This window comes from Leucobacter allii, assembly GCF_022919155.1.
GTDB lineage: Bacteria > Actinomycetota > Actinomycetes > Actinomycetales > Microbacteriaceae > Leucobacter > Leucobacter allii.
In genome coordinates this window covers 901,054-925,576 of record NZ_CP095045.1, presented here as the reverse complement: position 1 = coordinate 925,576, position 24,523 = coordinate 901,054, and the positions used below count along the sequence as shown (strand labels likewise).

The following is a 24,523-nucleotide window of genomic DNA, read 5'->3' as shown; positions in this document are numbered from 1 at the left end:
CCGGGTGCAGCAGCCGCTCCTCGGAGGCGACGCGCCGCGGGATTCCGCGGCCGTCGGCCCCGGTGTCGGGAGCATCGCCCAGCGGATCGCGACCGCGATCTCGCTCGGCATGCTCAGCGTCGGGGAGCGGCTGCCGCCCGAGAGCGAGCTCGCGGCGCAGTTCGGGATCGCGGTCGCGACGCTGCGCAAGGCGCTCGCCGAGCTCCGCGAGCAGGGCATCGTCGAGACGCGGCGCGGACGCAACGGCGGCACCTTCGTGGTGCGGACGCCCTTCCCCTCGGCCGCGGCCCTGCGCGCCTCGCTCGCGGCGACGAGCCTCGTCGCACTGCGCGACTTCTTCGACGAGCAGGCGGCGGTCTCCGGCATGGCCGCGCGGCTCGCCGCCGAACGCACCTCGCCGGACGGCAGGACCCGGCTCGCCGAGTTCGCCTTCCAGGCCCGCGAGGCCAGGGGCATGCGCGACCGCTCGCTCGCCGACAGCCGCTTCCACTTCGAGGTCGCGGTGCTCAGCCAGTCCCCGCGCCTGCTGGCCTCGGAGCAGCGCCTCCAGTCGGAGCTCTCGCCGTTCCTGTGGTGCGAGGAGATCTGCACCGCCTCGGCGCAGCTCGCCTTCACCGACCATCTCGCCATCGTCATGGCCGTCGAGCAGCGCGATCCCGAGGAGGCCGGCCGGCTCGCGGTCGCGCACGTCCGCGCCAACATGCGCCTGATCGTGGACGGCAAGCTCGCGCTCGCCCGGGCGGCGCTCGCCGAGCCCGACGCGGAGGACGGCGCATGAGCGGCGCGGAGGCCGGCATGCACGGCACGATCGACCGCATCGACGCGTGGTTCGGGCGCAGGTTCACGCGACTCGAGCAGCTCGGCGAGCAGCTGCTCGGCGTGCTCCGCTTCGACGCCGCCGGGCGCATCGAGCTCACCGAATCGGCCCGCAGGCGCCTGAAGTCGGTGGCCGTGCGCTATCTCGCCGAGGATCCGGTACTCGACGGCTGCGGCCTCATCTTCGCGCACTCGGCGCTCGGCACCGAGAACGGCCACCTCGAATGGTGGGTCCGCGAGGACGAGACCCGCTTCGCCCGCTACTCCTTCGGCGTCGTGCCCGGGGGCGACCGCTACTACGACTACGACCACCACGAGTGGTTCACGCGCGCCTTCGACGAGGGCGCCGCCGCACTCGTCGGCCCGTACATCGACTACCTCGGCGTCGAAGCCTACGTCGTCACGCTGACGGTGCCCGCCGAACTCGACGGACGGCGGATCGGCGCGGTCGGCAACGACATCCAGGTGCAGGACCTCGAACGGGATCTCCTTCCCGTGCTGCTGCGGGCCCCGGCGGAAGCGGCGGTGCTCGGCGCGCACGGCCACGTGCTCGTCGGCACCTCCTCCCGCTTCCTCGCCGGCGACCACGTGCCCGCCGAGACCCCGGGCTACCGGAGCGCACCGGTGGGTCCTGCCTCGGCGGGCCTGCGGATCCTCTACGCCGCCGAGTGACCCCGTGCCGCGGCCCCCGCGGCGGCGAGCGTCGCGAAGCGCTCGGCGAGCGCGCCCCAGTGCCTGCGGAGCTCCGGCTCGGCGTCGCGGACCGCGGTGACGATCGGCTCCGCCGCGCGCCCGAGCCGTTCGAGCCCGTCGGCGTCCTCGAGCACCCACGCCTCGGCCGTGGGCGTCGTCGCCTCCGGATGGAACTGCACGCCCCAGGCCGCCTCGCCGAGGCGGAAGGCCTGATGACGGCACGCATCGCTCGAGGCGAGGAGCTCCGCGCCGGGCGGCAGCTCGGCGATCTCGAGATAGTGCCACTGGACGACGGGGGGCTCCGTCCCCGCCAAGGGCCCGAGCACGGGATCCCCCGCGGTGCGCGGAGCCGCCTCGGCGAACGATGCCGTGCAGAGCCCGATCTCCGGTCCGCCCGGCAGGGTCGCGACGACGCCCCCCGTCGCGACGGCGAGCAGCTGCGCGCCGAGGCAGATCCCGAGCGTCGGGGTGCCGTTCGCGACGCCCTCGGCGAGCAGCGCGCGGGCATCGGGCAGCCACGGCGCCTCGGCGTCGTCCTCGGGGCCCATCGAGCCGCCGAGCACGATGAGGGCCTCGAACCCCGCGAGGCTCTTCGGCAGCGGCCGACCCGCGTCGGGGCCCACCACGACGAGCTCCGCCCCGCCGGCCGCGAGTCCGTCGGAGAGGAGCCCGATACCGGCATTGCCCTGGTGCTCGACGACGAGCACGCGCGCGCTCATGCGCCGACCCGTTCGCCGATGCCGCGGACGCGTTCCGCGGCCCCGTCCGACCCGGTGCCCGCGGCGGCGCGCTCGACGAGCCAGTCGAACAGCGCCTGCTGCTGCGGGTCGTCCGCCGCCGTGTCCTCGGGGTGCCACTGCACGGCGAGGAGCTCGGCGGCGGGCAGTTCGACGGCCTCCACGACGCCGTCGGGCGCCCGGCCGACGGCGCGCAAACCCTCGCCGAGCCGGTCGACGGCCTGGTGGTGGTAGGAGGAGACGGGCACCGCGGCCGCGCCGAGCACGGACGCGAGCGCGGAATCCGCCTCGAGGCGCACCTCGTGCACGCCGTCGCGGTGCGGGCTCGCCTCGGGCAGATCCTGCACGAGAGTCCCGCCGCGCTCCACGTTCAGCAGCTGGAACCCGCGGCAGATCGCGAGCACCGGGATCCCGAGCGCGAGGGCGGCGGCGATCGCCTCGGCCTCGAAGGCGTCCTGCGCCGGGGAATCCGCGGTCGCCGTCGCGGGGTGCGGGTCCTGGCCGTAGCGCCCGGGATCGACGTCGGCCCCGCCGGGCACGAGCAGGCCGTCGAAGCCGCGCAGCCGCTCGACGAGCGGCGACGCCCCCTCCGCGAACAGGGTGAGCGGCTCGCCGCCCGCGCGCACGACCGCGCGGAGCACCGCCGCGGCGACGGCGCTGCCGTCGAAGCGGAGCCCGTGGATGCGGTTCGACCACATCCCCGTGACGGCGATCCGCGGGGCGCTCATCGCGCCCGCCCCGCCTCGGCCGCGCTCGGCGCGAGCGGGAAGGGGAGCAGCGGCATCCACTCCGTCCAGACCTCGGCGAGCGCGCCGTCGGCGACCACGGCCTCCAGCGCGGCGTCGAGCTCCGCGCGCAGCGCGTCGTTGCCCGGCGCGACGCCGATCCCCCAGCGATTGCCCGTGAGCACGGTGAAGGCCTCGACGAAGTCGGGATCCTCCCTCCCGAGCGGGATCATCACGACGTCGTCGTCGACGAAGCCGTCGATCTCGCCGGATCGCGTCGCGGCGATCATGTCGCCGAACACGTCGTCGCTCGCGCCGAAGCTCACGAGCTCGACCCCGGGGAACGTCTCGGCCAGCTTCATGTTCGTGGAGTTGGCGATCGCGCCGATGCGGTACCCGGCGAGCTCCTCGGCGGATCGCGCCGGGTCGTCGGCGCGGACGACGAGGGTCTCGTTGAAGACGGCGTACGGCAGGGTGAAGTCGACGAGCGCGGCGCGCTCCGGGGTCATGCCCTGGCCGCACCAGACCGCGTCGGCGTCGCCGCGGCGCACGGCGGGGATCATGTCCTCCCAGGGCAGCATCACCCACTCGATCGCCGCGCCCATGCGCTCCGCGACGAGCGCGGCCGCGGCCGGTTCGTAGCCGCTCCGCGTCCGCCCGTCGGGGCTCTTCGCGAAGAGCGGCAGTGCCTCGGAATCGATGCAGGCGAGCCGGAGCACCCGCCCCGCGTCCTGCGCGTCGATGTCGTTCACGGAATCGCCTCCCAGTACTGATCGAACTCCCACTGCGTGATTTGGCCGCAGTAGCGGCCCCACTCGTCCCGCTTCAGCTGCAGGAAGATCCGCGTCAGCTCCTCCGGCATGGCGCCCATGAGGTACGCATCGGCCTCGAACGCCTCGATCGCGCTGCCGAGCGTGTTCGGGATGACGACGTCGCGGATCACGGCGCTCGGCTCCCCCGGGTCCCCCGGTTCGAGGCCGGCCTCGAGCCCGTGCTCGATCGCCGCGAGCAGGTAGAGGTGCGAGAGGTATGGGTTCACGCTGGCGTCGGGGAGGCGGTACTCCATGCGGCCGTTCGCCGAGATGCGGATGGCGACGCCGCGGGTGTCCAGCCCCCAGTCGGCCCCGGAGGGGGCGAACTGGCCGGCGTCCCAGTAGCGCTTGTAGGAGTTGACGGTGGAGCCCATGACGAGCATGGACCCGGGGGCGTGCAGCAGCATCCCCGCGATCGCGTGCCGCGCGGTCTCCGTGGCGTGCAGCTCGACGCGGCCGTCCTCGACGACGTTCTCATCGCCGCCGGGTCCGCGTCGCCACAGGCTGAGGTTGTGGTGGCACCCGTTGCCCATCTTGCCGTTGTAGGGCTTCGCCATGAAGCTCGCCTCGAGCCCGAGCTCCCGCGCGACCTGCTTGCAGATCTGGCGGTAGCTCGTCATGCGCTCGGCGGTGAGCTCCGCCCGGTCGTAGTCCCAGTTGAGCTCGATCTGGCCGTCGTCCTCGTAGTCGCCCTGGATCATGTCGAAGTCGAGCGCCTGCGCGTAGGCGATGACCTTCTTGTAGACGGGACGCATCTTCTCGAGGTTCTCGACCTGGTAGGCGGGGCTCTGATCCTCCTTCGCGACGACCTCGATCCCCGGCCCCGTCCACGTCATCTCCGGCTCCAGACCGCTGCGCAGCTCGAGGCCGGTGCGCTCGGTGAAGGCGCGGTGGGCGACGCGGAAGAGCGCCCGGGTGTCCAGGGGGATCAGCCGTCCGCCTGCGGCGCCGAGATGGGGCGGGTCGTAGGCGGTGCAGAAGATCCGCCCCACCTCGTCGTCCCAGGGCAGCACCTGGAAGGTCTCGGGCTCGGGCAGCCCCCAGAACTCGTGCGCGTCGACGCCGCCGCCGATGAGCTCGCCCTCGCGGCTCGTCTGGAGGTCGGTGAGCGCGGTGCGGTGGAAGGCGATGCCCTTGCGCAGCATGCGTTCGAAGTGCCCGGCGGGGACGACCTTCGCGACCGTGCGGCTGCCGAGGGTCGGGATCATGTAGTAGATGTACTTGACGCCGGTGGCACGGATCCGCTCGCCGAGCGCGGCCACGACCTCCGGGCGGAGGTTCGCCTCCTGATGGCGCGCGAAGGCGGTCGTGTCGGCCAGGATCTCCCGCAGCGCGGCGCCGAAGCGACCGCCGGCGCCGGCATCCTCCGGGACGGGCGGGGGGCCGGGAGGAGCGGCCTGCGGCCGCTCCTCGGCGATGATGAGATTCGACATGGGGGGTCCTTTCGTCGTCGGAAGGGTCGAGCGCGCCGATCAGCGCACCGCGAAGTCGATGGGGAGCCGGATGGGTCCGTGGTTGCCCGAGTCCGGGAGCCAGGCGTCCCCGCCCGGGCACCGGACGTCGGTGATCGCCTGCGCGAGCAGCGGCAGGGCCACGCTCATGTCGGCGCGGGCGATGAAGTGCCCGATGCACTTGTGCACGCCGCCGCCGAAGGTGTGGTGCTGCTTGCGGCCGCCGACCTGGATGTCGATCTCGGGGTCGGGGAACGCCTCGGGATCGGTGCCGCTCGACATGGTGAACAGGTGCACGGTCGTGCCCTTCGCGATCTCGAGCCCGTTGAACTCGAAGTCCTCGTTCGCCTCGCGGGTCACCCAGCGGGTCGTCGGGTTGACGCGCAGCGCCTCCTCGAGAGCGGGCCGCGTGAGCTCGCCGGGGCGGCTCGCGAGCAGCTCCCACTGATCCGGATTGCGCATGAAGGTCTGCAGGATCAGCCCGAGCTGATTGCGCGTGGTGTCCATGCCGCCGAAGAGCATCAGCACGAGCGCGTTGCGCAGCTCCGTGTCGCTCAGGCTGTCGCCGTCGCCCCGGCTGACCTCGAGCAGGTGGGACACCATGTCCTCCCCCGGCGCCTCGCGGCGCTCCTCGATGAGCCGGTCCACGAAGTCGTAGAGCTCCTGCACCGCGACGTCGACGCGCTCGATGTCCTCCTTGATCGTGACGCTGAGCGCGTAGCCGACCGTGTTCGCGCGGGAGGCGATGAACGGCCAGTGCTCGTGCGGGAGCCCCATCATGGCGCAGAGCGCGCGCGTGGCGAAGGGTTCGGAGAAGTCGGCGACGAACTCCACCTGCTCGCCCCGCTCGTGCTTCGCGATCATGCCGGCGATCAGCTCCTCGGCGATGCGGGTGAACTCCGGTTCGAGCCGGCGCGCCACCCCCGGGGAGAACGCGGGGTTGAGGAGCCTCCGGATGCGATCGTGCTCGGTCCCCTCGAGGACGAGCAGGTTCTTCGCCCACCACTCGTAGAAGACGCCGGAGTGGACGCCGTGGTGGTCGGGCCACTTCGCGCTGCCCTGATCGAGGCTGCGATGCTTCAGCAGCTCGGTGACCTCGCGGTAGCGGAGCACGCCGTAGCCGTAGTTCGTGCGGGCGTACCATGAGCGCGCGCGGGCCTCCCGCACGGCCTCCGAGTTCATGGCGAACTCCGGAGCGGAGATGTCGAGGTACGGCACCGGGTCGGTGGTGCTCTGAGCGGTCATTCGTACTCCTTCGTCGAATCCGCCGGCGCCGGGATGTCGCGCGAAGGCGGTCTCCCGAGGCCGGTTGCAAATAAGCTATACGTGAATGTTTTAATGCGCAAGTGCATTCGTGAAACCTGCCAGAAACTTTGATTCACACGGAAATAAATCATTCACAGTACGCATATTTATCGGGTACACTGGCCGGATCACGGGGCGACGCTGCACCGGCCGCGCCCCTCGACCGCGAAGGAGCCGTGATGACGACCGTCCCCCGTCCGCAGATCGCCGTCGTCGGCAGCGGCCCCTCCGGGTGCTACCTCGCCCAGGCGATCCTCCGCGCGCTGCCCACGGCGGAGCTCACGATCTTCGACCGCCTCGTCTCCCCGTTCGGACTCGTCCGCTACGGGGTCGCCGCCGACCACCAGCACACGAAGGCGATCACCCGTCAGTTCGACCGGCTCTTCCAGGGCGGCGGCGCCCGGTTCGCCGGCGGCATCCGGATCGGCGACGACGTCGGCCTCGCCGCGCTCCGCGACGCCTTCGACGCCGTGATCCTCGCGACGGGGCTCCCGGCGGACCGGCCCCTCGACGTCCCCGGCGCGGACCTCCCCGGAGTCGTCGGCGCCGGCGCGGTGACCCGCGCCCTCAACGCGCACCCCGATGCCCCGACCCGCCTGCCCGCGCTCGGCGGCGATGTCGTCCTGCTCGGCGCGGGCAACGTCGCCCTCGACGTCCTGCGGTTCCTCGTGAAGGATCGCTCGGGCTACGCGGAGAGCGACGTGGCCGACGAAGCGCTCGCCGGCTATCTCGCGGCACCGGCGCGGCGGGTCGTCCTCGTGAGCCGCTCGGCCGCGGCCGCGTCGAAGGGCGACCCGCAGATGCTGCGCGAACTCGCCGCGCTCCCGCGAGCGCGCTACTCGGTTCCGGATCCGGCCGGCCCGGCCGATCCGGCGAGCCCCGCCGGTCCGGCGGATGCGGGCGATCGGACCGCGGCCGCCCGCGCCGCGGCGGTCGCCGCGCTCGTCGATCCCGACCGCGGCCCGTTCCCCGGGCCGGAGGTCGAGCTCCGCTTCGGCGCGGCGCCGCTCCGGATCCTCGGCACGGAGCGCGTCACGGGCGTCGAGCTCGACGTCGCGGGCGAGCGCATCGTCATCCCCGCGGACGCCGTGATCTCGGCGATCGGCTTCGCGGGCGAACCGCGCGACGAGGTCGGCAGGCTCATCGCCGAGACGCCCCCCGACCCCGCGTCCGGCCGCCTCGGCGCCGGCCTCTACCGCGCGGGCTGGGCCCAGCGCGGTCCCCGCGGCGCGATCCCCGAGAACCGGGCGTCGGCGAAGCTCGTCGCCGACGAGCTCCTCGCCGACCTCGCCTCGGGCGCCCTCGCCGTCGACGGCGACCGCCCCGGCTTCGCGGGGTTGCCGCCCGAGACCCGGGCGCGCGCCGTCGACTACGAGCACTGGCTCGTCCTCGACGCGCACGAACGGTCCACGGCGCCCGCCGACCGCGTGCGCCGCAAGCTCCCCGACCACGACGCCATGGTCGGCATCGCCCGCGGCGACGCCGCCGCACCCCACCCCCACCCCTGAGAGGACCCACCGTGAACATCACCATTCTCTTCGGCACCGAGTCCGGCAACTCGGAGCTCGTCGCCGAGGACCTCGGCGCGGAGCTCGGCGCGCACCACGACGACGTGGAGGTCCGCGATCTGCAGAGCTTCGATCCGTCGGAGCTGAGCGCCGAACGCTTCTACCTCGTCATCTGCTCGACGCACGGCGAGGGCGATCTGCCGAACACGGCCATCCCCTTCGCGGAGGCCTTCGACGCCGCTCCCCCCGAGCTCGCCGGCGTCCGCTACGCGATGTTCGGCCTCGGCGACATGTTCTACGAGGAGACCTACTCCCAGGGGAGCGAGCACCTCGACCGCCGCTTCGCCGAGCGCGGCGCGGTGCGCGTCGGCGAGTACGGGCGCCACGACGCGTCCTCGTGGGACCTGCCGAGCGATGCCGCGCTCGCGTGGCTGCCCGGGGTGCTCGCAGCCGCGAGCGTCCCCGCCTGATCCCGCCGCGCCTCGCCGGAGGCGATCGCTCAGGGCACGGGCCGGCCCCCGGTTCCCCACCGGGCGCCGGTGCGGCACGGGGTCCTTCGCCCGGGGCTGCGTGTCGCGTCTCCCGCAGCCGCGTGACTCAGCGTCTGCCGCGACGCATGCCGGCGATGAAGCCGACGACGGCTCCGCCCGCCGCCCCGATGCCGGCTCCGGCACCGGGGTTCCCGGCCCAGAGGCCGACGAGCGCGCCGATGCCGGCGCCGAGAAGGATCCCGGCGATCGTCCAGGTCATCGACGCGCGGAGCAGGGGGTTCTCGTGATGTTCGCTCATACCGTCCACGCTAGAGCGGATGCGCATCGCGGGCCTCCGCCGCGAGACGGAGATCCCTCGTTCTCACGATGGAGGCCCGGCACCCCGCCCGGACCCGCCCGGGACTCGACGACCGGCCGGCGGCCGCGAAACACTGCCGGCGGCGGCGGGCGCTGCGCAGGCACGATCACGACCGCTACCGCGACCGCGACCGCGACGCCGACCCTATGAGGCCGCGGGGACGCTCCGCGCCGCGGCGCGTTCGACGAGCGCCCCGAAGATCGCCGCGCGATCCCCGGCATCCGCCGCCGGCTCCTCCGGGTGCCACTGGATCCCGACCGCCCAGCTCGCGGTGCGGTGCTCGGTGCCCTCGACGATACCGTCGAGGGCACGCGCCGTCGCGCGCAGTTCGTCGCCGACCCGGTCGACGGCCTGGTGATGGCCGTTCCGCACCACGGCCTCCGTGCGCCCGAGGATCCCCGCGATCCGCGACCCCGGCTCGAGACGCACCGTCTCGTCGAGGAAGAGCGGCCCGCCCGGCCCGCCGCGGTGCAGGGCGTACTCCGCGATGTCGGGGATCAGGGTGCCGCCGCACGCGACGTTGAACAGCTGCGACCCCCGGCAGATCGCGAGCGTCGGCAGATCACGGTCGAGCGCCTCGCGGATGAGCGCGATGCAGAACTCGTCGGCGCGCCGGTCGACGCCGTATTCGTTCGCCGGCGGCGGCCCGGCGAAGCCGTAGCACCGCCCGTCGACGTCGCCGCCGCCGAGCAGCACGACGCCCGCGGCGTCCTCGAGCGCCTCCGCCGCCTCCGGGAGCCGCGCCGCTGCCGAGTCGACGAGCCGGGGCCGACCGCCGGACTCGCGGATCGCCGCGAAGGCGATCCGCGTGAAGGAGTCCTGCAGCGCATGCGCGCCGGCGTCCATGCCGGGGAAGGTCAGCGAGACGACCATGGGGATGAGGGGGCCGGCGGGGTCCTCCCCCGTCGTGTCGAGGAAGGGGGAGGGATCGACGCGGAGGTCGGACATGGGGTCTCCTTGCTGCGAGCGGGTGCGGGGCGCCGCACGGCGGGCGCGGGCCGCGGGGCGAACCGGGGCGCCGCACGCCCGACTCCGGGCGCCCCGGTCGGGCGCCCGGAGTCGGGCGGGGTCGAGCGACGGCGGCTCAGCGGGCCGCCGGGACGCGGATCGGTCCGCTCGCATCGCCCGCCGGGGCCTCGCCCCGGTTGTAGGCCTTCGACGCGAGCATGTAGATCCATCCGACCGCCACGACCGCGATCGAGGTCATGATGAGCAGGTAGTCCTCGGCCCAGCCGCCGCCGGTCGGCCGCGGCCACAGGATGTTGACGACGGCGACCGCGCCCCAGACGAGAGCGATGATGTTCACGGGATACGCCCACGCGCCCAACCGGAACTTGCCCGCCGGCTGCCAGCCGAGGATGCGCGCGCGGAGCGCCGCGAGCACGACCATGCCGAAGCCGACGTAGATCCCGACCGTGCCGAAGCCGACCATCGCGGTCAGTGCGTCCTCGAGCAGCAGGGACAGCGCGACGACGGCGGCGGGGAAGAGCCCCGCGGTGAGCAGGGCGTTGTGGGGCACGTGGCGGCGCTCGTTGAACTTGGCGAGCGCCTTCGAGCCGGGCAGGAAGCCGTCGCGCGCCATCGAGTACACGAGGCGGCTCGCGGCGGCCTGCAGGCTCGTGATGCAGGAGATGAACGCGACCACGATGACGAGCATGACGAGCGGGAAGATCGGGCCGAAGGCCTGGTGCAGCAGCTCGCCGATCGGATCGGCGACCTCGCCGCTCGCGACCGCCGCGAAGTCCGGGACGGCCAGCACGAGCGAGAACACCAGCAGATTCGCCGCGAAACCGCCGATGTAGAGCGTCATGCGCATCGCCTTCGGCACGCGGGAGCTCGGATTCCTGATCTCCTCGGCGACGTCGCCGTTCGCCTCGAATCCGTAGTAGGCGAACATGCCGATGAGCGCTGCGGCCGCGAAGGCGCCGAGGTAGCCGCCGGCCGCGTCGTCGCCGATGCCCTGGTTGTCGAAGAGCACGGACCAGTCGTGCTGCCGGCCGAAGAGCAGCAGGTAGCCGCCGATGACGACGGAGCCGATGAGCTCGGCGATGAGGCCGACCGTCGCGGCGAGGCTCAGCACCCGCGTGCCCATGAAGTTGAGCACGGTGGCGATGACGAGCGTGCCGAGCGCGACGAGTACGGTCCCGCCGGCGTCGAGCACGCCGCCGAACACGGAGGCCACGAACGGCGCGGCGCCGTAGGCGACCGCCGCGATCGTGCCGACGAGCGCGACGACGTAGATCCAGCCGTTCATCCACGCCCATTTGCGGCCCCAGAGGCGCCGCGACCAGGGGTAGACGCCGCCGGCGACGGGGTAGTTCGAGACGACCTCGCCGAAGACGAGGGCGACGAAGAACTGCCCGACGAGGGCGATCACGAGCGCCCAGGCCATCGGGGGTCCCGCCTGGCCGAGGGAGATCGCGAACATCGAGTAGACGCCGGCGATCGGCGACAGGTAGGTGAATCCGAGCGAGACGTTGCCCCAGAAGCTCATCTCGCGTTTGAAGGTGGTGTCGTAGCTGTAGCCGAGCGACGCCAGGTGGGCGGCGTCCTCATCGTGCTCGGCGACGATCTCGTGGTCTGCCATGGTCCTCGGTACTCCCTCGTACGCTCGACGGATTGCCCCGCTCGCACCGATGCTCGCGGTGCCATACAACCTACATCTAGAGGTTTTATTTCTCAACACATTCGCGGAACTCGAAACGAAGAGGAAACACTGACCGCGAATAAACATGCATCTATGAATGAAATAGCGCGCGCACCGTGGCGCCTCGCCGTTCCCTTATTGGTCACCCTGCCAGTAGACTGGCCCCGACCGATCCAGCGATCCCGAGGAGCACCGATGACGACGTGGCGCATGCCCATCGAAGGACACGAGCAGGAGCGGCTGTGGCTGGCCTGGCCCACCAGCGGCTACACGCTCGGCGACACGGAGCCCGAGGCCGAGGAGGCGCGCGCCACTTGGGCGGCCGTCGCGAACGCCGCGAGCGAGCACGAGCACGTCACGGTCGTGGTGAACCCGGGCGACGAGACCGTCGCCGCGAAGCATCTCTCGGGCCAGATCGACCGGCTCGTCGCCCCGCTCGACGACGCCTGGATGCGCGACATCGGCCCGAGCTTCGTCATCGGCGACGACGGCAGGCTCGGCGCCGTGAACTACGTCTTCAACGGCTGGGGCGGCCAGGAGTGGGCGAGCTGGGAGCACGATCGGCACATCGGGCGCATCGTCGCCGAGGCCGCGGGCGCCGAGCTCGTCGACTCCGAGATGACGAACGAGGGCGGTGGCATCCAGGTCGACGGCACGGGCCGCGTGATCCTCACGAGGACCGTGCAGCTCGACCCCGGCCGCAACCCGGGCTGGACCGCGGCGCAGGTGGAGGCCGAGCTCGAGCGCACCATCGGCGCGACGAGCGCGATGTGGCTCCCCCGGGGGCTCACCCGCGACCACGACACCTTCGGCACCCGCGGCCACTCCGACATCCTCGCCGCGTTCGCGACCCCCGATCTGCTCCTCATGCACCGGCAGGATTCGCAGTCCCACCCCGACCACGCGATCGCCCGTGAGAACCGCGAGGTCGCGGAGCGGTACCGCGCCGAGCAGTCCGCCGGCTTCGACATCGTCGATCTGCCCGCGCCCGAGACGCTCCGCGACGAGGAGGGCTTCGTCGACTACAGCTACATCAACCACGTGGTGCTCAACGGAGCCGTCCTCGCCTGCGCCTTCGACGATCCGGCGGACGACCGGGCGCTCGCGGTGCTGCGCGAGGCGTATCCCGGCCGCGAGGTGATCGGGATCGACGCGCGTCCGCTCTTCGCACGCGGGGGCGGCATCCACTGCATCACCCAGCAGCAGCCGAAGCTCGCCTGAGCCCGGCGCCGCGGCGCGGACCGCCCCAGAGCCGGGGCGCGAGCCTCCGGGAGCCTCGGCGCGGACCGCCCCGGAGCCGGGGCGCGAAGCTCCGAACGCGGCGCGCATCGGCCGGTCCGGCGCCGCCGCACCGGCAAGTCGTGGGAGGATCTGATCGGTGCGTCGCCCGGCGCCGCACCGATCAGGCACCGAGGAGTTCCATGTCTTCCTTCCCCACCGCGTCCGACGGCGCGTCCGCGGGCGGCGCGCCCTTCACACCGCTGACGCGACCGCTGAGCCTCCGCGAGACCGTGCTCGAGCAGATCCGCACCGCCATCATCACCGGCGAGATCGCCGAGGGCGAGCTTGTCTCCGCTCCCACCCTCGGACAGTCCCTCGGCGTCTCCGCGACACCCGTGCGCGAGGCGATGATGGAACTCGCGCGCGATGGCGTGGTGGAGACCGTCAAGAACAAGGGCTTCCGCGTCACCGCGATGACCGCTGCCGAGCTCGACGACCTCGCGGAGATCCGGCTCATGATCGAACCGCCGGCGATGCACCGCGTGGCCGGCCGACTCGACGACGACTCGACCGCGGCGCTCACGCGCCTCGCCGACGCCTGCCTGCGCGCCGCCGAGCACGGCGACCTCGTGGAGTATCTGCGCCACGACCGGGAGTTCCACGCGGTCGCGCTCCGGCACGCGGGCAATGCCCAGCTCGTGCAGCTCGCGACCTCGCTCCGCGTGCGCACGCGCATGTACGGCATCGCGACGCTCGCGCGCGACGGCCGCCTCGCCGCGTCGGCGCGCGAGCACCACGAGCTCGTCCGCCGGCTCCGCGCGGGCGACGCGGACGGCGCCGAACGACTCATGCGCACCCATATCGGGCACGCCCGGAAGGCCTGGGCGACCGGCCGGCCCGAGGCCGGCGAGTTCGCCGGCGACACCGAGTAGCGACCCGCGTCCGCACCGCCGTCAGGGCGAGGCCGGGTCGCGACCCGCGCCCGCACGGCCGACGACGAACGCGCGTGCGGCCGCCTGCCGTGCCGACGGCGGACGGGGGCATCGATCGGCATATTTCCATTCGAGCGTCACGAAACGCCTCGACGGCCGTCTGATGAGCTGAAGGGGGTCGGTCCGTGTCGCCGTGCGGCGACGCGGAGCGACAGCATCCCCACCCCTGCATTCGCGCGCGCCGGTGGGCGCGCGGAGGAGAGGACGCCGCTCATGCCCCAGTCGCACCACCGGAGACCCGGCCGCACCTCCCGCGGCGCTCTCGCGCTCGCCGCGGCCGTCGTGGCCGCCGTCGTCGTCGGCCTCTGCGCGGCGCCCGCGCAGGCCGTGTCGCAATCGGGGCTGCGATCCACTGAGCTGTACGCGTACGCCGAAGCCGGGGACGCGGTGGGCTTCAGCTTCGCGAACTCGCAGGGGGTCGAGGTCCGCTCGCCCGACGGCGCGGTCGCGGCGAGTTGCCCATCGGGTGCCTGCGCCGGCGAGATTCCTTCCGCTCTGGCGGGCGTATGGGTCGTGCGGTACACCGCGGAGACCGACAACACGACCGCCTGGACCCTGCAGGTCGCCGACGCCTCGGGAACTGCCATCCCCGGTCGGGTGTGGGCGGAGTCCGTCAACTTCAGCAACACGGGCTTCGGGTCGAGAACCTTCTCGGCGACGTATCTCTCGGAGTTCGGCGGGATGTACAGTGCGCAGTTCACCGGTCACCGCGGATGGGTCTTCTCCCTCCGCGCCAGCAACCGCGGCGTGATGTTCAACGACGGGTCCTGCCTTCCCGCGTACCGGTCCGTGCCGATGAGCGGAGTGGTCGAGGCCGCGGACGGCGCGCTCCCCGCGATCTCCGGCGACGACTACCTGCTCGACAGCCCCGCGTGCCGCGACAACGGACTCGTCTTCTACCGCATCTTCTTGGGGGAGACGCCCGATCCGGCGATGCCGGCGTCGACGGCACTGTGGGGCGACGGACGCACCTCCCAGCAGTGGGTGCTCCCGCCGTACCAGACCCCCGAGATCACCGATCTGCAGTACGCTCGCGACGGCTTCACCGCCGCCGGCACCGTGACGGGCACGCTGTCCGGGCAACCCGGCGTCATCCGCCTGCGCATCGACACGGATGCGAACGGGGTGTTCACCGATGCCGTCGACGTCGAGTTCGACACCGCCGCGGCCACCGGCGGCTTCTCGATTCCCTGGGACGGCAGGGACGGCGCCGGCGATGCGGTGCCCCCGGGTCGCGGCTTCGCGGTCGAAGCCGAGTTCCTGGGCGAGTCCGAGATCCACTTCCTCGAAGGAGACGTCGAGGGGCGCTCGGGTGGGATCCGGGTCACCCGGATGAACGGGCCGGACGCGCCCGACTCACGCGTGAGCTGGAACGACGGACTCCTCCCCGGGATCCGCGCCACGACCACGACTCCGCTCATCGGGGATCGGGTGGACAGCGCCGCGGGTGCGCACGCCTGGGAGTTCAACGGCAACGGGTGGGGGAACGCGCGGATCGTCGATGATTGGATGACCATCGCCTCGGGGAGTGCGCGCGTCGCGCTTCCGGTCGACGGGTTGCCCGTGCTGCGCCTCGGCGAGCTCGTGTGGTACGACGCCGACCAGAACGGACGGCAGGATCCCGACGAGCCGGGAATCCCCGGCGTCACGGTCTCCGTTCTCGCGGCCGACGGGACCGTGCTGGGAACGACCGCGACCGATGCGATGGGCATCTACGCGTTCGAGGGTCTGAACGCCTCGACCGCAGCACGCGTCTCGTTCGACGTCTCGACCGCCGACGTGACGGGTCTCGCGGACGCGTTCGGGGTCGCCTCCACGGCGCAGCTGGCGTTCACGACACAGCACGCACCGGATGCGGCACCGGAGCTGGACTCGGACGTCGACCCCGGCACGGGAGAGTCGGCGCTGCCCGGCACGGCAGGGAGCGCCGACATCCGGATCGACGCCGGCCTCGTCGCGCACGGTCACCTGACGATCGCCAAGACGGTCGCGGGTCCGGCCCCCGCCGGGTTCGCCTTCGGCTTCACGGCCCGGTGCACCGACTTCCGCGGCGCGTCATCGGAGCATCCCTTCAACGTGAAGTCGGGCGAACGGCTCGCGCTGGCCCTCCCCGCCGGGATGGAGTGCGCCGTCGAGGAGACGGAGCCGGGCGGAGCCTCAGCCGTGCAGTACGCCGTCGACGGCGCCGAACTGGATCGTGCGCCGACGCTCACGCTGTCCCCGGCGGCGGGCACCCCGGAGCTCGTCGTGACGAACACCTTCGCCGCGCCGCCGTCGACGCCGGGTGACGCGACCCCGGAGCAGCCGAGGGGCTCCGTCGACGCCGCGGGCGGTCCCGAGGCGCTCAGCGTCACCGGGGGCGATGCCAGACTCCCGCTGCTGTTCGGCGGTGCGCTGCTCGCGCTGGGCGGTGCCCTCCTCGCGATGATCAGCCGGTCACGCGGCCGGAGGCACGAGGTCTAGGCTGCCGACGGCGCGCTCAGCGCTGCCAGACCGTGCTCTCGCCGAGCACGAGGGTGTGGCCGACGTCGACGATCCTCGCCTCGCCCGTCTGCCGTCCGCCGGCCGCGATCCGCTCGAGCAGCACCCGGCCGGCCTCCTCGCCGATGCGGCGGCTCGGGATCGCCATCGTCGTGAGCTGGGGCACGAGGTGACGGCCGACCTCGAAGCCGCCGAAGCCGGTGATGCCGAGCTCCCCGGGAATCGCGACGCCGCTGCGCACCGCTTCGAGCGTCGCGCCTGTCGCGAAGACGTCGCTCGCGAACATGATGAGGTCCGCCCGGGGCAGCTCGGACCGGACCTGTCTGAAGAGATCCCGCCCGGCATCGAGGCTGACGCCCGCGGCACCGGAGTCGAGGATCCTGACGGGCACCCCCGGATAGAGCCGACGCATGCCGTCCTCGAAGGCGGCACGGCGGCGGAGCGCGCGCACGTCGCCTCCGGCGAACTGGCCGGCGAGCACCGGGCACCGGTAGCCGAGGGCGTGCACGTGCTCGAACAGCGCGCTCATCGCGGCGTAGTTCGAGAAGCCGACGACCGAGTCGACCGGATGCTGGGTGAGCTCCCAGGATTCCACGACCGGCACTCGCGCGGCGGCGAGCAGCGCCTGCGCCTCAGGCGTGTGCTCGGTGCCGACGAGCACGACGCCGTCGGGCCGGCGGCCGAGGAGGGCCCGCAGCGTCGCCTCCTCCTGCTGCAGACTGTACTCGGTCGTACCGATGAAGAGGTGGTAGCCGTGCGGGGCGAGCACGCTGTCGAGGCCCTGCACCGTGTCGGCGAAGACGGACGCGGAGACCGCGGGGATGAGCACCGCGATCGTGTTGCTGCGGTTGGAGGCGAGATTGCTCGCGGCCAGATTCGGCACGTACCCCGTGGCGCGGATCGATGCCTGCACCCGTTCGAGCGTGTCCTCGGACACGACGTCGGGGGTGCGGATCGCACGGGAGACGGTCTGCGGGGAGACCCCTGCGTGCTCGGCGACCTCGGCGAGGGTGACGCTCCGCGTCGACCGACGGCTCGCCCGCCTCCCCGCCTCAGAGCTCATTCCTCACCTCAGCAGTCCTCGCTCCGCCAGGTTGCGCATGAGCGCCCCGACACCGAATTCCCAGGGCGCGCACGTCTCGCTGTGCGCGACGCGATTGACCAGGGCCCCCAGTTTAGGCGATGAGATGCGCACGACGTCTCCGACGCGGTGCGTGAACCCGGCTCCCGGCTCGCCGCGATCCTCGGTGGGGGCGAACAGGGTCCCCAGGTAGAGCACCGCCCCGTCGGGGTACTGATGATGCGGGCCCAGGAGATGCGAGACGAGATCTTCGGGGTCGCGGCTGATCAGGCTCATGTCGGAGGAGGCGCGCAGCTCGAAGCCGTCCTCTCCCTGCACCCGCAGCTCGACCTCGGCGCGCCGCACGTCGTCCAGGGAGAAGCGCTCATCGAAGAGCCGGATGAACGGCCCGAGGGACGCCGAGGCGTTGTTGTCCTTCGCCTCGGGGAGGAGCAGCGCGCTGCGGCCCTCGTAGTCGCGCAGGTTGAGATCGTTGCCGAGCGTCGCTCCGAGGATCCGCCCCGAGCCGTCCAGGACGAGGACGACCTCGGGCTCGGGGTTGTTCCACTCCGACGTCCGGCGCACGCCGATCTCGTCGCCCGTGCCGACCGAGGCGAGCACGGGGCACTTGGTGAAGATCTCGGCGTCCGGCCCGATCCCGACCTCGAGGTACTGGCTCCACAGCCCCTGATCGATCAGATAGCTCTTGAGGCGCATCGCGCCCGGGGAGCCCGGCTCGATGGCGCCGAGGTCGCCCCCGATCACCTCGAGCACCTGCGCGCGTACGCGGTCTGCCTCCGCGGCGTCGCCGCGGGCCCGCTCCTCGATCACCCGCTCGATCATCGACACCGCGAAGGTCACTCCTGCGGCCTTCACGCACTGCAGGTCGATGGGCGAGAGGAAGCGCGTCGCCGAGCGATCGCGACGCATGGTCGCCGCGAGGATCTCCTCGGCGGACCCGAGCACCGCGCCCGCGGCCGCCCGGGCGGCCGCCGCGGGGTCGTCCGCGGACATGAGCTCGCTCACGGTCGCGAAGGTTCCCGAGAGGTCTCTGACCTCATCCGCGGTGACGAGCACGGGGCTCGGGCCCGCGACGCGGGGATCCCACGCCCGTCCGATCAGCGTGGCGGCGTCGTGGTCGAGCGGGAGCGTGGCCGTGAGGCTCGCGGGCCAGGTCGTGTGGGTCATGTCGATGGTCCTCGTGTCGGTGCGGATCAGCGTCCGCGGAAGGCGGCGTCGCGGCGCTCGGCGAAGGCGCAGCGCCCCTCCGCCGCGTCCTCGGTCGCGAAGGTGATGGTCTGCAGGTCCCGCTCGTAGGCGACGGCCTGCTCTTGCGGCATGTTGTAGGCGGCGCGGAGGTTCGCCTTCGCGGTCTCGATCGCGATCGGCGGGCGCGAGGCGATGACGACCGCGAGCTCGCGGGCCCGCGTCATGAGCCCGTCCGCGGGCAGCACTTCGCTGACGATGCCCCAGCGAAGTGCCGTCTCGGCGTCGATCATGTCGCCGGTCATGGTCATGACGGCGGCGTTGCTCGGCCCGGCTGCGGCGGCGAGGAACGCGGTCATCCCGCCGCCGCCGATCCACCCGAGCTTCACCTCGGGCGCCGCGAACCGGGCGGTCTCGGCGGCGAGACGGATGTCGCAGATCAGCGAGGTCTCGAGCCCGCCGCCGAGGGCGTAGCCGTTGACCGCGGCGATGACCGGCTTCCGCAGCCGATGGAGCGCGTCGCAGTAGTCCATGCGGTTGCGGAACTCCCACGGCGTCGCGTACTGATCGAGTGCGCGGATGTCGCTGCCGGCGCAGAACGCCCGGTCCCCCGCACCGGTCAGGATCACGACGCGCACCTCGGGGTCGTGGTTCGCGGCCGTCGCGATCGCCTCCAGGGCGGAGGACATCTCGGGCGTGACGGCGTTGAGCTTCTCCGGGCGCTGCAGCGTGACGGTGAGCACGAAGTCCTGCAGCGCGACGCCGATGTGCTCGGTCGCGAGATCGGTGATGCGGGTCATGCGGGATCCTTCCGATGGGTCCGTTCGGGGGTGCCGTGCGGGGCGACGGCGAGCGCGGTGAGCCGGGCGACGGCGTGGGCGGGATCGACCGCGCCGGAGAGCGCCTCGCGCACGATCGCCGATCCGTGCTGCTGCGCCTCGGGGAACCCCGAGGCGCGCGGGCGCACGACCGCGGCCTCGATCGTGGCGCGCGTCGCCGAGTAGAAGGCGCCAGCCGCGGCGTCGACCTCGGCGTCGTCCCAGGCGGCTGCGGCTGCCGGCTGCCCGAGGAGCTCCGGGACCAGCCTGCGCTGCGTCGCGGGGGCGACCAGCCAGCTCAGGTAGGCGCGGAAGGCGTCGTCGAGCGGCGCACGGCGGCTGATCGCCACTCCGGTGCCGCCGATCGTCGACCCGGGGAGGCCTCCGGGCGCCATACGGGGCGCGTCTCCGAAGGCGACGGGCGCCGGCGACTCCGGGAACGCGTAGGTGACGTATCCGTAGACGAGCGGCACGTAGGCGAGCGGGTCGTCGGAGCCGACGCGCTCGAGGAGCCCGATCGGGTTGAGCCCGGCGTACTCGCGGCGGGAGCGGGCGTGCACCGAGCGCAGCACGTCGAGCGCCGCGAGCGCGGTCCCCTCGTCGAGCCACGGCTCGCCCGCCGCGTCGACGGGCGGTGCTCCGAGCGACGCCGCCACGGAGAAGAGGCTGAGCAGCGCATGCGGGCCGGCGAGCGAGAGGGCGACGGGCGCCTCGCCCGCGAGTCGCTCCACGTCGTCCCAGGTGGCCGGAGCCCGGCCCACGATCCTCGGGTCTCGTGCGCTGACCTGGGTGGCGGCGTCGATGGGCAGCGCCCAGGTGCGCCCGTCGAGGCGGTAGGAGCGGAGCGAGGGGCCGACGTACGCCTCCTGCAGCGCCGGGGAGGCGTCGCCGAGCACCTCCTCCATCGCCCGCAGCGACCCCGTCGCGAGCGCGTCCCCGAGATGCGGATGGTCGAGCACGACGAGATCGTAGCGGGCGCACAGCTCCTCGATCGGGTGCCCCTCGAAGCCCTCGAGCGGCTGCGCCTCCCAGACGACGTCGACGCCTCGCTCGCGCCAGAGCGCGGACGCCGCTTCGAGCCAGACGCGGCCGCGCGGGTGGTCCCAGGTGAGTCCTCGGTACTGCGCCATGGCGGACCCTACGCCCCGCGTCCGTCGAGGGGCGCGCCGGCGGCGTCCTCGAGCTGGGCGACGACCCCGCTCGCGATCAACCGGTCGGTCTCCGCATCGGTGAGCCCGATCGATGCGAGCACCTCGCGGCTGTGCTCCCCGGTCTGCGGCGCTCCGCGGTACACCTCGGCCGGCGTGCGCGAGAACTTGTAGGGGAACCCGGGGGTCTTGATGCGCCCTTCCGTCGGGTGCTCGTACTCGACGAAGGTGCCGTTGTGCGCGATCTGCGGATCGTTGACGAGATCCTCGTAGGAGTAGACGGGACCGGCCCAGACGCCGCGTGCCTCGAAGTACTCCATCCATTCCGCGCTCGTGCGCTGCTCGAGGGCCTGCGCGGTGCGGGCGAAGAGCTCGTCGCGCATGCCCCATGCGGCCTCGTCGTCCGCGAATCCGCGCAGGGAGTCGTCGTCGAACAGCTCGGCGAGCACCTCCAGCGAGACGAACGACAGCACGATGTACCCGTCCTGCGTGCGGAAGGATCCGTAGGGCGAACGGATGTAGACGTGCGCGTGGGGCTGCGCGCTGCGCTTCTGCGGCACGCGGCCCACGGTGTAGACGGACAGCTCCTGCATCTGCAGCGCGGTGAGCGCGTCGAGCATGTTCACCGTGACGAGCTGCCCCTCCCCCGTGCGCTCGCGGTGCAGCAGCGCCGCGAGGACTCCCTCGAACGCGGTCGAGGCCGTCACCGCGTCGGCGAGGTACTGGCCGGCCGCCTGGGGCGGCTGGCCGACGGCGCCCGTCGAGAGCATCGCCCCCGACATCGCCTGCAGCAGCAGGTCCTGCCCCGGCCGGTCGCGATACGGGCCGTCCTCGCCGTACCCCGAGATGGAGACGTAGACGATGGCCGGGTTGATCTCCCGCAACGACTCGTAGTCGACGCCGAGGCGCTTCGCGACGCCCGGCCGGTAGTTCTGCAGGAAGACGTCGGACTCCCGCACGAGCCGATACAGGAGCTCGCGCCCGTCCTCGTCCTTCAGGTTCACCGCGAGCGATCGCTTGTTGCGGTTCAGGGACAGGAACGAGACGTTGATCTTGTTGCCGACCGCTCCGCCCGCCGGGGTGTGGCGCTGCCACTCCCCGGTCGTCGGCTCGACCTTGATCACGTCGGCGCCCAGGTCGCCCAGGCGCTGCGCCGCGAACGGCCCCGCCATCGCGATGGAGCAGTCGAGCACCCGGTATCCGCTCAGCACTCCGTCGTTGCCACTCATCTTCTCTATCCTTCGTCTCCCAGCACCCGCGCCCGCGCTGCCGCGGTCGCCTCGGTGCCGTCCAGCAGCGTCACCGAAGTCCGGTAGCGCCGCGATTCGCCGTGCTCGAGCCACGTCATCGACCCGTCGGCGCGGGCGTCCGCCTCGCCGCCGACGTGATGACTCGACGGCTCGAGTCCGACCCCGTACTGCCCGTCGCGCAGGTTCTGCCACTCGAAGAAGTTCGGCATCCCCTCCGGGTCCCAGGCGAGCTCGACGCCGAAGGCGCCGTCCGCGCGGAGGAGGGCGACCCGGTGCAGCCCGTCATCGCCGACTGCGAGTTCGTGCTCCCAGACCTGCTCCACGAAGCCGCGGCGGGGCTCGACGAGCGTGTGGTGCGGCGCGCCCTGCTCCTCGGTCGACGGAGACTGCCAGAGGTGGCGCTGCACCGAACCGACGAACTCGGTCCCCTCGTCCACCACGGGCCAGCCGATGTTGATGTGGTACAGGAACATGTGCGGCGTGCGCTCGAAGCCGAGGTTCACGACCTCGTCGTCGATGCGGAAGCCGGCGCCGTGGATATCGACCTCGACGGTGCGGCGCAGCCTCAGGTGCTCCCCGAAGGAGGTGGCCTGCACGATCTCGCCGCGCACGCGCAGCACACCGCCGGTCTCGCGCCAGTCCTCCTCGACCGAGAGCAGACGCGCCGGCAGCGAGCTCAGCCGGCCGTGGAGGCCGTGGCGCACGGTCGGCTTGGGCGGGTAGGCGTACTGCGAGGCGTCGACCTCGCCGCCGAAGAGCGTGTGGTCGAGGCCGCCGCTCACCAGGAAGCCGTCGAGCGTGCGCAGCCAGGAGAGGCCGTCCTCGGCTTCGACCTCGTGCAGCGCGGGATGGCGGTACCCGTTGCCCGAGCGCCACGACACGGGCACGCCGCGGTAGCGCACGTCGCCGATGTCGAAGGCGCGATCGACGAGCACCTCGATCTCGAGGCCGTCGGCGTTGCGGATCTGGAGGGCGCGCACACCGCGCTCCTGCCCGTTGGAGAGCTCGACCTCGCGGATCTCCGCGAACGCGGCGAGATCCCCGGTGCGGCGGCGCAGCTCGCGGGTGGGCTGCCGGATCGCGGCGCCGAACCAGTCCTGGTCGCGCATCATGCCATCACCCAGCCGCCGTCGACGTTCAGCGTCTGCCCGGTCATGAAGGACGAGTCCTCGCCGACGAGGAAGGAGACGACCGCGGCGAGCTCCTCGTTGCGGCCGCGGCGCTTGATCGACTGCCGCGAGACGACCTGCGCGTCGTACGCCTCGGGATCGCCGTTGATCTCCTCCGCCTTCGTCGGGAACGCCCCGGGCTCCACGCAGTTCACGCGCACGCCCGCCGGGCCGAGCTCGCGGGCGGCGGCGCGGGTGAGGCCCACCGCCGCGCCCTTCGTGGAGACGTAGCTGACGAGGTTCTCCCAGCCGCCGTGGAAGGTGATCGACCCGATGTTCACGATCGCGCCCGAGCCGCGCGGCGCCATCCGCCTCGCGGCCGCCTGGGTGCCGGCGAAGTAGGCCGTCTGGTTCACCCGCACGACGTCCTCGTACTCCTCGAGCGGAATCTCGAGGAAGGGCGTCGCCGGATAGATCGCGGCATTGTTGACCATCGCGCCGAGCGGGCCGAGCTCGCGCTCGGCGGCCGACACCGCGGTCTCGATCGCCGCGGCGTCGCGCAGATCGAGTTCGATGACGACGTGCGGGATCCCGTGCGCGTCGAGGAGCGCCGCCGTCTCGTCGAGCGTCGCGCGCCCGCGCCCGACGACGGCGATGCCGAAGCCGTCCTGACCGAGGCGGAGCGCGATCGCCCGCCCGAGGGCGCCCCCCGCGCCGGTGACGAACGCGGAGCGGGGGGCGGAGGGTGCTGCGGGACTCATGCTCAGACGCCCTGCCGCTTCAGGGTCTCGCGGATGAACTCCTTGGCACGGGGGATGTCGGCCTCGTCGAGGTGCTCGATGATGAGCGGGATGTTCGGGCTGCGCTCGGCGAGCCGCTTGACGTAGAGGTCGTAGTCGAGGGAGCCGAGGCCGGCGGCCGGCAGCTCGATCTCGCCGACGCCTCGGAAGGTGTGCGAGGCGAGTGCGTCGTCGTCGCCGATGTCGGCGTGCTTCTCGCTCTTGTCGGCCCCCGCGCGCTTGACGTCCTTGGCGTGCGCGATGCGCACGCGGTCGCCGAGCACGTCGAAGACCTCGTTCAGCACGCCCGCCTGATCGTCGATGTTGCTCTGGTCGAAGTAGTTGGTCGGGTCCATCAGCAGTTCGAGGCCGGGGTGCTGGATGTCGTTGAAGACGCGCGCGGTCTCGCGCACCGAGCCGATGACGTTGTTGACGTAGGTCTCGAGCAGGAAGGTGGCGCCGTGGTTCCAGGCCTCCTCCGCGAGCTCGGTGAGCACGGAGCGGACCTGCTCGTAGGCGTCCTCCGAACGGTTGTGCTCGTGGTGGTCCCACTCGCTCTCGGGGTTGAAGGTGCCGGACTCGCTGATGACGTACGGGGTGCCGAAGTCGCGGGCGCTCCGGATGATCTCCTTGAGTCGCTCCACATTGGCGCGCCGCTTGTCGAGGTCGGGGTGCACGATGTTGGTGTAGCCCGAGATCGCGCAGATGGGGGCGTCGTGGTCGCGGAAGGTGTCCTGCACGCGCTTCGCCTTCTCCCGGGTGATCTGACCCGAGGAGAGATCGATGTCCTTGAAGTGGAGGTCGAGCTGGACGGTGTTCAGCCCGAGCTCCTGGACCTTCTTCGCGGTGGTCTCGAGGTCGTAGGGGAAGTATCCGGAGAAGATGCCGATCTGGATCATGGTGGTGGTGCTCCTTT

General features: G+C 72.3%; 23 protein-coding genes. 7 read left to right on the top strand and 16 right to left on the bottom strand.

Annotation, left to right across the window (positions count from 1 at the left end):
• The first annotated feature begins 4 nt into the window (after positions 1 to 4).
• Positions 5 to 778 (top strand): FadR/GntR family transcriptional regulator, encoded by a 774-nt coding sequence (locus MUN78_RS04205; RefSeq protein WP_244729005.1) that lies wholly within the window; start codon positions 5 to 7, stop codon positions 776 to 778.
• Positions 775 to 1,488 (top strand): cache domain-containing protein, encoded by a 714-nt coding sequence (locus MUN78_RS04200; RefSeq protein WP_244729003.1) that lies wholly within the window; start codon positions 775 to 777, stop codon positions 1,486 to 1,488. The genes MUN78_RS04205 and MUN78_RS04200 overlap by 4 nt, the downstream gene beginning before the upstream one ends.
• Here the strand turns inward: MUN78_RS04200 and MUN78_RS04195 are convergent.
• Genes MUN78_RS04195 through MUN78_RS04175 form a run of 5 tightly spaced genes read right to left on the bottom strand, consistent with a single transcriptional unit; the run spans position 1,473 to position 6,479 of the window.
• Positions 1,473 to 2,228 carry a type 1 glutamine amidotransferase gene (locus MUN78_RS04195; protein WP_244729001.1) on the bottom strand — a complete coding sequence of 252 codons (756 nt, stop codon included), beginning with the start codon at positions 2,226 to 2,228 and terminating at the stop codon, positions 1,473 to 1,475. The genes MUN78_RS04200 and MUN78_RS04195 overlap by 16 nt on opposite strands.
• Entirely contained in the window at positions 2,225 to 2,974 is a 750-nt protein-coding gene (locus tag MUN78_RS04190; RefSeq protein ID WP_244728999.1) for a gamma-glutamyl-gamma-aminobutyrate hydrolase family protein, read from the bottom strand. Before MUN78_RS04190 ends, MUN78_RS04195 begins: the two co-directional genes overlap by 4 nt.
• On the bottom strand, positions 2,971 to 3,723 hold the full coding sequence (locus MUN78_RS04185; protein ID WP_244728998.1) for a substrate-binding periplasmic protein: 753 nt from the start codon (positions 3,721 to 3,723) through the stop codon (positions 2,971 to 2,973). Before MUN78_RS04185 ends, MUN78_RS04190 begins: the two co-directional genes overlap by 4 nt.
• Positions 3,720 to 5,216 carry a glutamine synthetase family protein gene (locus MUN78_RS04180; protein WP_244728996.1) on the bottom strand — a complete coding sequence of 499 codons (1,497 nt, stop codon included), beginning with the start codon at positions 5,214 to 5,216 and terminating at the stop codon, positions 3,720 to 3,722. The genes MUN78_RS04185 and MUN78_RS04180 overlap by 4 nt, the downstream gene beginning before the upstream one ends.
• A gap of 39 nt (positions 5,217 to 5,255) precedes the next feature.
• A complete protein-coding gene (locus tag MUN78_RS04175) occupies positions 5,256 to 6,479 on the bottom strand; it encodes a cytochrome P450 (protein WP_244728994.1) in 1,224 nt (407 codons plus the stop codon).
• Positions 6,480 to 6,718: 239 nt separating this feature from the next.
• On the opposite strand from MUN78_RS04175, the gene MUN78_RS04170 reads away from it, so the two are divergent.
• A complete protein-coding gene (locus MUN78_RS04170) occupies positions 6,719 to 8,047 on the top strand; it encodes a ferredoxin--NADP reductase domain-containing protein (protein WP_244728992.1) in 1,329 nt (442 codons plus the stop codon).
• Positions 8,048 to 8,058: 11 nt separating this feature from the next.
• Positions 8,059 to 8,517: a flavodoxin domain-containing protein gene (locus tag MUN78_RS04165; protein WP_244693332.1), complete on the top strand. Its 459-nt coding sequence runs from the start codon at positions 8,059 to 8,061 to the stop codon at positions 8,515 to 8,517.
• Between the two features lie 127 nt (positions 8,518 to 8,644).
• Here MUN78_RS04165 and MUN78_RS04160 read toward each other — a convergent pair whose 3' ends face one another.
• From MUN78_RS04160 to MUN78_RS04150, 3 genes are all read right to left on the bottom strand, one after another.
• The gene (locus MUN78_RS04160) at positions 8,645 to 8,836 is read right to left on the bottom strand and encodes a hypothetical protein (protein WP_244728990.1); all 192 of its coding nucleotides are present in this window, start codon (positions 8,834 to 8,836) and stop codon (positions 8,645 to 8,647) included.
• 204 nt (positions 8,837 to 9,040) lie between these two features.
• Complete coding sequence (locus tag MUN78_RS04155) at positions 9,041 to 9,844, bottom strand: gamma-glutamyl-gamma-aminobutyrate hydrolase family protein (protein ID WP_244728988.1); 804 nt, start codon at positions 9,842 to 9,844, stop codon at positions 9,041 to 9,043.
• Positions 9,845 to 9,980: 136 nt separating this feature from the next.
• Positions 9,981 to 11,483, bottom strand: a complete 1,503-nt coding sequence (locus MUN78_RS04150) for an APC family permease (RefSeq protein ID WP_244728986.1) — start codon at positions 11,481 to 11,483, stop codon at positions 9,981 to 9,983.
• 255 nt (positions 11,484 to 11,738) lie between these two features.
• On the opposite strand from MUN78_RS04150, the gene MUN78_RS04145 reads away from it, so the two are divergent.
• From MUN78_RS04145 to MUN78_RS04135, 3 genes are all read left to right on the top strand, one after another.
• Complete coding sequence (locus tag MUN78_RS04145; RefSeq protein ID WP_244728984.1) at positions 11,739 to 12,764, top strand: agmatine deiminase family protein; 1,026 nt, start codon at positions 11,739 to 11,741, stop codon at positions 12,762 to 12,764.
• Between the two features lie 200 nt (positions 12,765 to 12,964).
• On the top strand, positions 12,965 to 13,696 hold the full coding sequence (locus MUN78_RS04140; RefSeq protein WP_244728983.1) for a GntR family transcriptional regulator: 732 nt from the start codon (positions 12,965 to 12,967) through the stop codon (positions 13,694 to 13,696).
• A 273-nt stretch (positions 13,697 to 13,969) separates the two neighbouring features.
• Positions 13,970 to 16,219, top strand: coding sequence for an SdrD B-like domain-containing protein (locus MUN78_RS04135; RefSeq protein WP_244728981.1), 2,250 nt, complete (start codon positions 13,970 to 13,972; stop codon positions 16,217 to 16,219).
• Between the two features lie 16 nt (positions 16,220 to 16,235).
• On the opposite strand, the gene MUN78_RS04130 is transcribed toward MUN78_RS04135, so the two are convergent.
• The 8 genes from MUN78_RS04130 to MUN78_RS04095 are packed head-to-tail and all read right to left on the bottom strand — an operon-like array spanning position 16,236 to position 24,506.
• Positions 16,236 to 17,300: a LacI family DNA-binding transcriptional regulator gene (locus MUN78_RS04130; RefSeq protein WP_244728979.1), complete on the bottom strand. Its 1,065-nt coding sequence runs from the start codon at positions 17,298 to 17,300 to the stop codon at positions 16,236 to 16,238.
• A gap of 3 nt (positions 17,301 to 17,303) precedes the next feature.
• Positions 17,304 to 18,485: a fumarylacetoacetate hydrolase family protein gene (locus MUN78_RS04125; RefSeq protein ID WP_244728977.1), complete on the bottom strand. Its 1,182-nt coding sequence runs from the start codon at positions 18,483 to 18,485 to the stop codon at positions 17,304 to 17,306.
• 26 nt (positions 18,486 to 18,511) lie between these two features.
• The gene (locus MUN78_RS04120; RefSeq protein WP_244728974.1) at positions 18,512 to 19,303 is read right to left on the bottom strand and encodes an enoyl-CoA hydratase/isomerase family protein; all 792 of its coding nucleotides are present in this window, start codon (positions 19,301 to 19,303) and stop codon (positions 18,512 to 18,514) included.
• Complete coding sequence (locus tag MUN78_RS04115) at positions 19,300 to 20,451, bottom strand: type 2 periplasmic-binding domain-containing protein (RefSeq protein ID WP_244728972.1); 1,152 nt, start codon at positions 20,449 to 20,451, stop codon at positions 19,300 to 19,302. Before MUN78_RS04115 ends, MUN78_RS04120 begins: the two co-directional genes overlap by 4 nt.
• 8 nt (positions 20,452 to 20,459) lie before the next feature.
• A complete protein-coding gene (locus MUN78_RS04110) occupies positions 20,460 to 21,698 on the bottom strand; it encodes a CaiB/BaiF CoA transferase family protein (RefSeq protein ID WP_244693321.1) in 1,239 nt (412 codons plus the stop codon).
• Between the two features lie 5 nt (positions 21,699 to 21,703).
• Positions 21,704 to 22,831, bottom strand: coding sequence for an aldose 1-epimerase family protein (locus MUN78_RS04105; protein ID WP_244728970.1), 1,128 nt, complete (start codon positions 22,829 to 22,831; stop codon positions 21,704 to 21,706).
• Positions 22,828 to 23,589, bottom strand: a complete 762-nt coding sequence (locus MUN78_RS04100; protein ID WP_244728968.1) for an SDR family NAD(P)-dependent oxidoreductase — start codon at positions 23,587 to 23,589, stop codon at positions 22,828 to 22,830. Before MUN78_RS04100 ends, MUN78_RS04105 begins: the two co-directional genes overlap by 4 nt.
• 2 nt (positions 23,590 to 23,591) lie before the next feature.
• Positions 23,592 to 24,506, bottom strand: a complete 915-nt coding sequence (locus MUN78_RS04095) for a sugar phosphate isomerase/epimerase family protein (RefSeq protein ID WP_244693318.1) — start codon at positions 24,504 to 24,506, stop codon at positions 23,592 to 23,594.
• Between the last annotated feature and the right edge of the window lie 17 nt (positions 24,507 to 24,523).

Bases quoted from the DNA above. Each gene is read 5' to 3' on its own strand.
- MUN78_RS04200 (WP_244729003.1), top strand. From the start codon at position 775: ATGAGCGGCGCGGAGGCCGGCATGCACGGCACGATCGACCGCATCGAC.
- MUN78_RS04195 (WP_244729001.1), bottom strand. From the start codon at position 2,228: ATGAGCGCGCGCGTGCTCGTCGTCGAGCACCAGGGCAATGCCGGTATC.
- MUN78_RS04190 (WP_244728999.1), bottom strand. From the start codon at position 2,974: ATGAGCGCCCCGCGGATCGCCGTCACGGGGATGTGGTCGAACCGCATC.
- MUN78_RS04180 (WP_244728996.1), bottom strand. From the start codon at position 5,216: ATGTCGAATCTCATCATCGCCGAGGAGCGGCCGCAGGCCGCTCCTCCC.
- MUN78_RS04175 (WP_244728994.1), bottom strand. From the start codon at position 6,479: ATGACCGCTCAGAGCACCACCGACCCGGTGCCGTACCTCGACATCTCC.
- MUN78_RS04170 (WP_244728992.1), top strand. From the start codon at position 6,719: ATGACGACCGTCCCCCGTCCGCAGATCGCCGTCGTCGGCAGCGGCCCC.
- MUN78_RS04160 (WP_244728990.1), bottom strand. From the start codon at position 8,836: ATGAGCGAACATCACGAGAACCCCCTGCTCCGCGCGTCGATGACCTGG.
- MUN78_RS04155 (WP_244728988.1), bottom strand. From the start codon at position 9,844: ATGTCCGACCTCCGCGTCGATCCCTCCCCCTTCCTCGACACGACGGGG.
- MUN78_RS04150 (WP_244728986.1), bottom strand. From the start codon at position 11,483: ATGGCAGACCACGAGATCGTCGCCGAGCACGATGAGGACGCCGCCCAC.
- MUN78_RS04145 (WP_244728984.1), top strand. From the start codon at position 11,739: ATGACGACGTGGCGCATGCCCATCGAAGGACACGAGCAGGAGCGGCTG.
- MUN78_RS04140 (WP_244728983.1), top strand. From the start codon at position 12,965: ATGTCTTCCTTCCCCACCGCGTCCGACGGCGCGTCCGCGGGCGGCGCG.
- MUN78_RS04135 (WP_244728981.1), top strand. From the start codon at position 13,970: ATGCCCCAGTCGCACCACCGGAGACCCGGCCGCACCTCCCGCGGCGCT.
- MUN78_RS04130 (WP_244728979.1), bottom strand. From the start codon at position 17,300: ATGAGCTCTGAGGCGGGGAGGCGGGCGAGCCGTCGGTCGACGCGGAGC.
- MUN78_RS04125 (WP_244728977.1), bottom strand. From the start codon at position 18,485: ATGACCCACACGACCTGGCCCGCGAGCCTCACGGCCACGCTCCCGCTC.
- MUN78_RS04120 (WP_244728974.1), bottom strand. From the start codon at position 19,303: ATGACCCGCATCACCGATCTCGCGACCGAGCACATCGGCGTCGCGCTG.
- MUN78_RS04115 (WP_244728972.1), bottom strand. From the start codon at position 20,451: ATGGCGCAGTACCGAGGACTCACCTGGGACCACCCGCGCGGCCGCGTC.
- MUN78_RS04110 (WP_244693321.1), bottom strand. From the start codon at position 21,698: ATGAGTGGCAACGACGGAGTGCTGAGCGGATACCGGGTGCTCGACTGC.
- MUN78_RS04105 (WP_244728970.1), bottom strand. From the start codon at position 22,831: ATGATGCGCGACCAGGACTGGTTCGGCGCCGCGATCCGGCAGCCCACC.
- MUN78_RS04100 (WP_244728968.1), bottom strand. From the start codon at position 23,589: ATGAGTCCCGCAGCACCCTCCGCCCCCCGCTCCGCGTTCGTCACCGGC.
- MUN78_RS04095 (WP_244693318.1), bottom strand. From the start codon at position 24,506: ATGATCCAGATCGGCATCTTCTCCGGATACTTCCCCTACGACCTCGAG.